Genomic DNA, 7860 nt, shown 5'->3' on the forward strand with positions numbered 1-7860 from the left:
CACGATCGCGATTATTTTCCAAGCTTTTCGATCCGATTGTCAAGGTCTTGGAGGTTCAATGTTTCGCCTAATTCACAATTAGATTGATTAGCTAATTGACTGACGATTTGAATTTCTCGATAACGATCTTCTGTTTCAGCTAAAACATGCCGAAATTTTTCCTGGATCTGGATGAGATCCGGCGATCGATCGAGATCGCCACTACCACACGTCGAATCATGCATTGCCATATAAGCTTTCATGCTTTCGAGATCGACTTGCAAGGAAAACAATTCAGATTCTTTTTGGGCATAAATTTTATTGATACCAATCAGCATTTCTTGAGAATTTTCTAGTTTTGCTTTGAGTTCAGGTAAGACTCGTTCGATCTCTACTACTTTAGCCATTGACAATCGCGCTTCTAGAATATTCCCCTCGCGTTTGAATTCCAAGACGTCCGCCATTAAATTTTGATGATAATTACATTTTAAATCGTATTGAAGTTGAATGGCTGTGGCGATCTTGCGGACTCGATCGACGACGTTTTGGATTTCCGCAACTTTCGATCGCGTCAATTCTAATAATTGAGTTGCATGTTTGAGGTTAATCTCATCAGTAGTTTTAACTTCTATTGACGATGGATCGGGTGGTGCTTGGATTAGCCAATCCCAAGTATTAATTAACGATGTACCTAAATTATCGCCCATCAACCAAACAATTATTTTCTGCATATGTGGTTGTCTCCATTAAATTAATAAGTGGTTAATTGTCGAACCTAGACAATTCACCTGCTCTGATTCGCCACTTGTGAATATTTCAATTTAGACAAAATCATGACAAATCGATGGCTGTAATTCACTTAGCTAATTCAAAATTACATTTTTTGTCATCACAATTAGTCGGCGTAACTAAGCTATCAATTTTCTCATTGCGATCACTGCCATTAAATGAAATCTTGCCAGTAATGCCACGGACAGTAAAATCAGGAGCAGCGATCGTTTGTCGCATAGTTTCGCGATTTGTCGATCTGTCTAACGCAGCTAATAAAACTTGCATCCCATCGTAACTATTAATAATTCGATCGTGAATTTGGGATTTAGCACCCCACCAGTTTGGCATCTGGTTCAATCTTGCTCCGTCGATATACTGTCGATCGCTTGCATGAATGGGGATTGCGATCGTCAAGTTTTTTAAGTACAGAGGATTAACTTTAAATAGATATGCATCTCTGAGGATCGAAGCACCTAAAATTGGTAATTGTCCCTGAGTTGCTTTGATAATCGACAACACTCGATCGCGTTCGTTGGCATCAGTATAGGCATCGGGGATAATGACGATCGTTTTAGCTCCAGCCGCTTTTGCAACTGCGATTTCCTGCTCGGCATTATTTCGACTGCTCAGATCGAATTCCTTGACGATATTTGTAGATGGTATACGTGCTAGAAATGCCTTCCGTAAAGATTCACTGAATTTTTTATTGGGTGTGTAAAATAGAGCGATTTTTTCTGGTTTTATTGCCCATTTTTTGGCGAGCTGTTCGCCACTAACTTGAGTACTACTAACTACTCGGAAAAAGTAATTATTATCATTCTTCTGGCTAGTTAGATCGTCAGCAGAACTAGTTGCCGACAGCAGCACTGTCTGTGCTCGATTGTAAGTATCTTTGACATTGACTGTGACGTTGGATGAATAATGTCCTAGAATCGCCAGAATATCTTTGTGTTTTACTAATTCTTCCGCAATTTTCTTGCCTTCATTCGGATCGTTACTATCATCTGCGATCGCTACTTGGAGCTGCCATTTGCGATCTTTTTGATTGAATTCTTGCTGGGCTGCTGCTATCCCTTTGAGCATGCTCTCAGAGACATACTCTGGTGTTTGACTACTGGGGATGACTACGGCGATCGTTTTGATATTTTGAGGACGATCTTGGGCAATTTTGGCATTGTTCAGGGCGATTAAAGTTTCAGGATCTTTGCTCAGATCGTGGTCTTTTTGGAGTAGTTCAATCCCTTGTCGAAAATCTTTGTTTTTAATAGCTGTAAACCCAGCTTCTTTCTCACGGCGATTTTTGCCACCAGCGGGGATGAGGAGGATCTTATCGCCGCAACTGATGCGATCGAGATGATGAGCAGCTTCACAGATGGAAGTGGATGTGGAGATAGCCGGAGTGACAAATTTAGTAATGAAAAACAGACTAATTCCCGCAATCGCAATATAGCCAATTCGTGGTATTTTCATGATTGATATGTGCTAGCGATACTCTATAGTACGTACTTGGGTTGGATTAAAAATTTATGCAGCGATCCAGTTTTTAAAATCTAAAAGTGGTGCGAATCGTACTAACCCAGATCGGTGGATGATTGGGATTGTGTTCGGGATTAGTAATGACTAATAATCCTGGTGTAATGTCCATATTGTCATTGACACTCACTTTGTAAATTGCTTCCAGATGCCAGGAAGTACCGAGATCTCGATTCGATTTTGGCGGTATCCCCACAATGATGCCGAGGGTATTATTTTTACCACCGAAATTATTCGCAGCCAGACTCAGCGCAAAGTTAGTAGACTGGCTATCTCCTCGCCCATTCACTGTCGATTGGGCGGTGGTAGTGCCCCACCAGCCCGATACGGTGGTATCTTTACCGATTTGATAACTAGCATTTAGCCCATAGTGCTGGGCGGTAGTCGGTTCGCTATTAAACGGGTTATTTGCAGTCAGACTGCCGGTAGCACCTGTCACGCCACTCCCATTGGGATGATACGATCGAGCATAGACAACACCCAGCTTGAGATCCTGACTGGGTAGGTATTTTACCTGTCCGATGACGGCATTTGCACCACCAAATAAGCCCCCAGCAGTAGGGTTTGCCGAAGTCAGACTCGGGGCGGTAAAACTAGCTGAGGCACTCCATTGAGTGGAGAACTGATGTTTGACTGTCAAGCCACTACCATCATTGCTGAGGCGATAGATGGGTTGATATCTGCCAAAACGGGAGATCGCTCCGGTGGCGGAGTTGGCGAGGGTAGGGTTGAAATTATCGAGGTTATCACTATACGCACTGCCCATAATTTCGACTACTCCTTGAGTGCGATCGGCGATCGGGAATTGGTATTGGATCGCTGATAAACTGACATTGTGCTTGGCGCCATCATAGCCAAGCCGGGTCATATTCGTCCCTGTGATATTACTATTGAGGGGAGTAGAATTACCTGTTTCTAATCTGACTTTCAGTCGATCTTTGGATGTGAATTTAGTTTCGATATCGATCCGCACTCGATCGTCAATTACTGTTTGACTATTAATTCGATTTGCTGTCGGTATCACGCCACCATAACTAGTCGTTCCAAATAATACTTCTCCAGATACTTTAATATTAGATCCTGAAGTTACAGATTGGGATTGACTGGATAAAGGAGTCAGCAGGATGTTAACTATTGCGGCGATCAAAGTACAGTATTTATTCAGTTTGAAATTTACTTTGTCCATTTACCCATTTCATTTCGATCGTATACAAATCAAAACTGGGTAAACGAGATAGTTTTATGCGCAAAGAAACTTCCTATTCAAAATAGAACTTAATGATATTCATTGTCTACAGTATGATTGAAATATTCAATTTACTTTCTTTTGTATGGTTTAAATCCATGACAGTCGTTCTCATTACAGGGGGTAATTAAACTATTCATTTGTTCGTTCCGATCTCCATCTTTAAATTTGATCATTCCAGTGATACCTTTGACACCTTTTCTAGAGAAATTATCAGTGAGTTTACGTTGGATATCTGAAGCGTTCTTGGCAGAATCCAAAGCTTTTAATACAACTGAAGTTGCATCGTAGGCAAATGCTGTTCTTTGATTGAGCGTATCTGGCTGGGAGTTTTGTACCAACCATTCTGGTAAATTCGGCAATTTCTCATGATTTTTTTGGATAGATAGATTGGGGAATCGATGATTCTTATCAGAGTGATCCCACGGTAAACTCATTACAACTTTAGTGTATAATTTTGCGGAGCCATAGTTTAGCTCCTTATCTTCTTTTAAATCCTTGGAGATATTAACAGCAGCATAGAGATCATAAATAGATGTATTCGCTAAAATCGGCAGTTCATTATTGTTTTTTTCAATGATTTTTGGAAATATCTCATTTTCTTCAGTGGAGCCAGTATAAGCGTCGGCAAATAAAGCGATTGAATTAAAATAAATATCATTTTTAATTTCCTCCATTTTTCTGACAACATCCTTGAAAATCAATCCATGTACGTCAATTTCTCGAATCGCAATATTCCATTTATTTGTTTTTTCAATGCCTTTTATTTCTTCTCTAAATTGTTGAGCAAGAGAATTGCTAAATGCATCATTTTTATTGAAAATCAAAACTATTTTCTTGTCTTTATCAACCCAGTTTTGCACCATATCTTTGGCGGCAATTGTAGTTGATGGTACAACTCTAAAAAAGAATTTCGTTTTCTTACCACTAAGTTTGTCGGAAGTTGCAGTAGCAGAAACTAAAACTTTTTCATGATCGTTATAAATTTTGACAACTGCAAGCGTTACCTTTGAACTATAGTGACCGATTATCGCAAAAATATCTTTTTTGCTAGCCAATTTTTCAGCAATATCTTGCCCTAATTTTTCATCATTAGCGTCATTCGCCATTACCATTACAACTCGCTGATGATCATGGTCATTATTATATTGCTGCTGTTTTAAAGCGACACCTTTAAGAATGCTATTTGCTACATAAGATAGCTTAGGACTTATAGAAGGAACAACGACAGCAACATATTTAATTTGAATATTTGAATCATTGAAATTTCCCTGGATAGCCTTAAAGTTTTCTATAGCTATTCTCGTTTCTGGATTATTTGATAATTTTAAATAATTTTCTAAATCTTGGTCGGTAAAGCTGGTTTTTGCTAGCAAACCTTATATATTCTGATATCATCGGTATCAACATAAGCAGAATGTCCGAGAAAAATCAGCAGATGAATTTGATCACTTTCCTCGGAATTACAATACTTACGAAGAATCCGAAGTAGATCTGATGGATTACCGTTAAATTCTGTTAATACTTTGATATTAGGTAGAGATCGTAAAGCATTTAAATCTGGATTAATATCTATTGAATTATTACTTCCTGCGATATTGCCACATCCACAAATAAAAAAAGTATTTAGTTTTTGTGAGATTTTATGTGATAGTGATGATTGAGTGCCAAAAACAATTTGAGCATTAGGGTAATGTTCTACCCCAAGAAGATTAGAGCTATTCCAGGGAAGTCTTTGAAGAATAACATTAAGCTCATCATCACTTGTATTGGTTTGCATCATAAATGATACTAAATTTGGCGATTTTTTGTATGCCTCTGGATTAACGTATGCTCCTAAATTTTTATATGTCTTGTTAAGATCGCAAGCACCTAACCAACTATCAAATTCACGAATTAAATTATCTCTGGATCTACTAAAGTCTTCAGGAGTATCGCTAGTAGGAATTGTAGGTGGAATAGAGATATTTCTAACCCAAAAGCCGCGACTTGCGCCATGATTTAGATATTGATCTTTATATCTTTCATAGGCTAATAACAGACTGTCTGGCAAACTTGCCAGATTGCCAACACAACGGCGATTTTTGATCAGCGGTTTTCTAGTTCCAGTTGGAGAGACTGATGAAATCTTTAGCTCCAATCGTAAGTTGTCATATGTACCTAAAATCGTAAATAAAACAACAGTTCTGTTCATAATGAATTTCTATCAAACTAAGAATTTTTCTACTATTTCTCTACCATTTAAAGTAATGGAAATTCCGAAGCGATCTCCAGATGCAGCAACAAAATACAATTGAATATATTCATTTCGAGGGTAATTCCTGGAGATCGACTGGTAAGGTTTATCTTTAGGGTAAGGCTTTCCATTCGGATCGAGCAAGGCTAATTTAAGTCCTTTAGGAAGGTGGAATTCCTCGCCAAGGGAATAGAGTCGTAATAGAATTGCCACATGATGATCGGGAGTATTTAGCACCCCGATCATCAACGCAATTGGGTATCCAAAATCTCCCTCTAGATCGCGCATTTTTCTGATTGGTGTTTTAGGATGATCTGGATCGATCTTCCATAGATATTCAGCCGCTTTTAACCGAATATCTTCTTGGGTAGAGTTTTCCATTAACGATACAAGATCGTCAATTGTTAAAACTCTTTCTGGTGTGTGGATTTCTGTCTGGCTATAATATAGCTGCTCGATCCCGATGTTGATTTGCTCTGCTGTCTCTAGAGAAATACCTTCATGATTTTTTTGATCGATTGCTTCACGCAAGCAAGCTCGCGGTCCCCGAAATGCCATTTTTAGTTGGGGCGGATGGAGAAAATCTTTAGTATTTTTCCAGTATGCATCCAAACTATCGATCTGTTTTATCCACCATTCTTCAGGTTTTAGTGGGGAAACCAATCTGTTGGGTTTTAAATACCGATTTAAATATTCACGATCGTTTAAAATCGCCCCCCATTGGCTGAAAGGCAAAATCAACCGAGGGAAATTAGTTGATGCCTCCAATTTGATGCGATCGATTAATTCTGTGACTATTCCATTTTCGAGAGACAAGATTCGATCGTCAGCAGTGATATCTTTGCTTCTTGGGGCTGGTGTTAATTCACAACTAGCCCATAATATTTCCAAATTATCAATAGTGCGATCGCTATCGACATGATAATAGCGAAATACTCGATCGTCTGGTTCCTTTTTTATTCGCTTCAATTCTTGATGAGTAATTAGTCCCCATAGATGTAGATACTGGGCATCTAAATCTACTTGAATCGGCACATAATAATCCCCCATCCAATTTGTGAGATCCACCCATTCTTGAGCGACTTCAAAGCTACTAATATCGATTCGATCGCTGGGGATAAATATAATCTTAGAATCGTTTATCTTGAGACAAAATCCATTGACTAATTGACTGACTAAGCGATCGCGATCGGGCAAGCCAGAATAGGGAAAATCCTCTTCACTAGCCAATCCCATATCTGTCGCTAGCCATGCTTTGACGATCCGCTGACACAGAAGATTTAGCTCTACTGGCGTAGCATCCTCATTGATCGGCCAATCAGGATATGCTGTTAAGTCAATCCAGTCATGTTCTGAATAGATTTCTGTCAATTTTGAGATGTTAGGTTGATGAGTATTCATAACTACGGGGTGGGGGTGATAATTATTAACTGATTTGGTAATAGCTGTTTATGCGCTAATCCCACAATTTATTCAAGACACTTTGAATTTTCGCGATCGATCCTAGAAATGATGGTAGGGTGAGATCTCGATTTAACTCAGGATATGCTTCGGGACTTAATTCTGCCAAACGGGCTAGCTGTCGTTCGTATTCATGCTCTTTAATTGGTGATAGCAGCGACCTAAATTTATGATATTCCTCACGTAAATCTTCCAAGTACTGCTTGTATGCTTGGATTAATGACTCTAAAACTAGTCGATCCTCTAGATTTGTACTCAAGCTAATTTCCATCTGGCTGAAATTATTTTCCAGTAATTCAAAGATCATTTTAAGAAGATACACATTGTCAATAATATTGTCACCATCTCTAAATTCATCGATTAAAGATTTAGCCATTTGGACGTGGATATCTTTGATGGGTTTAATGATATTGGCAAAATGCACATTGAATATCGGTGCGATCTGTTGATGGACGAGATGAAAGTTATATCGTAAATACAACATTTGTTTTTTACGCAGTTTCCAGTTTTTACTCTCATCACTCAACCAGCGATCGCAAGTAGGAATAATTTTGTGAATTAGCTCGCGATTTTCCGAGTTTTCGATAGAATCTGTCGATCGAGTACCTGGACTTTCAATTGCACTACCGATTAC

The 7860-nt window shown here is 38.8% G+C and carries 7 protein-coding genes; all 7 read right to left on the bottom strand.

The genetic code is table 11. The annotated features are described in order from the left end of the window. Positions 1–11: 11 nt before the first annotated feature. Positions 12–710, bottom strand: coding sequence for a hypothetical protein (locus RMO27_RS11470; RefSeq protein ID WP_309732493.1), 699 nt, complete (start codon positions 708–710; stop codon positions 12–14). A 124-nt stretch (positions 711–834) separates the two neighbouring features. Beyond that, on the bottom strand, positions 835–2220 hold the full coding sequence (locus RMO27_RS11475; RefSeq protein WP_309732495.1) for an ABC transporter substrate-binding protein: 1386 nt from the start codon (positions 2218–2220) through the stop codon (positions 835–837). Positions 2221–2293: 73 nt separating this feature from the next. Beyond that, on the bottom strand, positions 2294–3469 hold the full coding sequence (locus RMO27_RS11480; RefSeq protein WP_309732497.1) for an iron uptake porin: 1176 nt from the start codon (positions 3467–3469) through the stop codon (positions 2294–2296). 131 nt (positions 3470–3600) lie between these two features. Further along, positions 3601–4905: an ABC transporter substrate-binding protein gene (locus RMO27_RS11485; protein WP_309732499.1), complete on the bottom strand. Its 1305-nt coding sequence runs from the start codon at positions 4903–4905 to the stop codon at positions 3601–3603. Beyond that, positions 4899–5723, bottom strand: a complete 825-nt coding sequence (locus RMO27_RS11490; RefSeq protein ID WP_309732501.1) for a hypothetical protein — start codon at positions 5721–5723, stop codon at positions 4899–4901. Before RMO27_RS11490 ends, RMO27_RS11485 begins: the two co-directional genes overlap by 7 nt. 12 nt (positions 5724–5735) lie before the next feature. Next, positions 5736–7166, bottom strand: coding sequence for a DUF1822 family protein (locus RMO27_RS11495; protein WP_309732502.1), 1431 nt, complete (start codon positions 7164–7166; stop codon positions 5736–5738). A gap of 55 nt (positions 7167–7221) precedes the next feature. After that, positions 7222–7860: hypothetical protein (locus RMO27_RS11500; protein ID WP_309732505.1), on the bottom strand; the 639-nt coding region annotated here is incomplete at its 5' end.

The sequence above is a fragment of the Chamaesiphon sp. OTE_75_metabat_556 genome (genome assembly GCF_031378165.1).
Taxonomy (GTDB): Bacteria; Cyanobacteriota; Cyanobacteriia; order Cyanobacteriales; family Chamaesiphonaceae; genus Chamaesiphon.